General features: G+C 34.5%; 4 protein-coding genes. 3 read left to right on the top strand and 1 reads right to left on the bottom strand.

Annotated features, from left to right (window positions below; genetic code table 11):
- The first annotated feature begins 279 nt into the window (after window positions 1-279).
- From RHOW815_RS07970 to RHOW815_RS07960, 3 genes are read left to right on the top strand one after another with little or no spacing between them, the layout of a single operon-like run.
- Complete coding sequence (locus tag RHOW815_RS07970) at window positions 280-960, top strand: sugar transferase (RefSeq protein ID WP_215217763.1); 681 nt, start codon at window positions 280-282, stop codon at window positions 958-960.
- Window positions 961-970: 10 nt separating this feature from the next.
- Entirely contained in the window at window positions 971-1,501 is a 531-nt protein-coding gene (locus RHOW815_RS07965; RefSeq protein ID WP_215217762.1) for a hypothetical protein, read from the top strand.
- A 21-nt stretch (window positions 1,502-1,522) separates the two neighbouring features.
- Window positions 1,523-1,801, top strand: a complete 279-nt coding sequence (locus RHOW815_RS07960) for an inositol monophosphatase family protein (RefSeq protein ID WP_215217761.1) — start codon at window positions 1,523-1,525, stop codon at window positions 1,799-1,801.
- Here the strand turns inward: RHOW815_RS07960 and RHOW815_RS09475 are convergent.
- A partial coding sequence (locus tag RHOW815_RS09475) for a transposase (RefSeq protein WP_502757465.1) occupies window positions 1,762-2,018 on the bottom strand: 257 nt, incomplete at its 5' end. The genes RHOW815_RS07960 and RHOW815_RS09475 overlap by 40 nt on opposite strands.

The following is a 2,018-nucleotide window of genomic DNA, read 5'->3' as shown; positions in this document are numbered from 1 at the left end:
GAAATATCGCTTGGATAAGAGCGGGTCATAACTACCTCCAAAGGTTTTATGAAAACTATCATTATACCTTAATGAGAAGATTTTAAACAGGCTCTTAGAAGTTACAACTCTTTCTTCCGACTCTATCAATACGTAATCTACTCTTGATTTGTTTAAAAAATGGGAAGAAAAATATCTACAAGTTATGCAAGAGATCTATTGTTAAGTTGGCTTAAATTTGACAATAATTTCTTATGTATTTAATAATGTAAATCAATGTTGATTCATTAAGAGTAAATAATGACTTTAGATCGAATCTCGTCAGATCCTACTTTAGCAGCCTCTTTAGAGATTGTCCCTTTTAAAAGGAGAAAACGCATCTTTGACATTCTGTTTAGCTCAATAGCTTTACTTTTGGGGCTTTTGCTTTTTATAGTAATTGCATTTTTGATTAAACTCTCTTCAAAAGGGCCTGTTTTTTACTGCAGCTTAAGGCTAGGGCACAAAGGTCGGTTATTTAAATTTTGGAAGTTTCGTTCCATGTATTGCGATGCAGATTCTCGTTTACAGCATTTGCTCAAACAGCAGCCTAAATTGAACAGGGAATGGCAAAAGTTTTTTAAGCTAAAAAATGATCCAAGACTAACATATATAGGTAGATTGATCCGCAAAACCTCGCTTGATGAACTTCCTCAGTTTTGGAATGTGTTAAAGGGAGATTTAAGCATCGTTGGACCAAGACCCTATTTACCTCGGGAAGAAAAGAGAATTAAAGAGCTAATCGGAAGCAATATTGATGTTCTATTCTCTGTTAAACCAGGACTTACAGGTATATGGCAAACCTCAGGGAGAAGCGCTTTGAGTTTTGAGAAGAGAATTGCATTAGATTTAAGCTATGTTCAAACGTACTCTTTCCTACTTGATATGCAATTAATCGCAAAAACCATTCCTGAAATGATCGCCTCTAAAGGAGCATTTTAATAATCCCTTCATGGCCTCTGCTTCTCTTCTATATGTATTTTTAGTTACTTTGTTATGCACGCTATTTAGCACAGCGGTTTATCCTCAGATACATTTAATTCCCTTTACTGCTTTTTTTGCTCTTCTTTATTTACGTACTTCCTTGGTCTCTTCTCTTTGGATTACTTTAGGATGCGGTTTGTTATTAGATTTGATAAACTCTGATTTGCGTTTTGGTTTCTATGCACTAAATACTTGCTTAACAACTTTTTTATTGCACAGGCAAAAAAAACACTTTTTTGAAGAAAAACTACACTCGATTTGTTTGTTAACAGGATTAATTAGCGCGTCTATGACTATATTTCAATGGATTTTTTACTGCGCAACTCATCTAGAATGTCATTTATCTTGGAAGTTAATTTTCATCGATTTTATATTGCTGCCTATTTGTGATGCGCTTGCTGTCTTTTTATGGATATATCTCCCTGTTATATTGTTTATCTATTCAAGAAAAATGAATTGGAAAGCTATGATTGGTCGTAATTCTCTTTATAAAGACTAAATGCAAACCGCTAGAGGTTTTATGACTAAAATCATTAAAGAATGGGTCTCTTTTGCTACTGAAGTAGCTCTTTTAGCTGGCGATATTTTAAAAAAAGGATTTGATTCTCAATTTATGATCGGTTCAAAACCTGGCAAACAAAATCTAGTAACAGAGTATGATAGAGCATCTGAGGATCTCCTTATTACAGCCATTAAAAGCCGCTATCCCACCCTTTCAATTATTGCAGAAGAAAGCGGCTCTTATATACTAGTGCCGATTCAAACGGCTAGCTTAATGGGATTTAAGTCAACGACTTGAAACTTGTCGTTTATCCTACATTTCAAAATATCTGTTATTTTCGGTATCTCTTCTAAGAAGAATCCTCTAATTGCCTGAAAAAAAGTCACCGACGTTTCGTAATATCGATTGTATACCTTCTTTTCCTTTAAGATCTTCCACAAGCGTTCAATAGGATTCAAATTCGGCGAATAAGGAGGGAGATAGTGCACTTTAATCCTAGAAGACATCAGAAACT

The organism is Candidatus Rhabdochlamydia sp. W815 (assembly GCF_018642185.1).
GTDB classification, from domain to species: Bacteria; Chlamydiota; Chlamydiia; order Chlamydiales; family Rhabdochlamydiaceae; genus Rhabdochlamydia; species Rhabdochlamydia oedothoracis.
Note: the sequence above shows the minus strand (reverse complement) of the source record. Positions and strands in the feature narration are given on the sequence as shown.

Coding starts and splice junctions, on each gene's coding strand:
- RHOW815_RS07970 (WP_215217763.1), top strand. CDS start 280: ATGACTTTAGATCGAATCTCGTCAGATCCTACTTTAGCAGCCTCTTTA.
- RHOW815_RS07965 (WP_215217762.1), top strand. CDS start 971: ATGGCCTCTGCTTCTCTTCTATATGTATTTTTAGTTACTTTGTTATGC.
- RHOW815_RS07960 (WP_215217761.1), top strand. CDS start 1,523: ATGACTAAAATCATTAAAGAATGGGTCTCTTTTGCTACTGAAGTAGCT.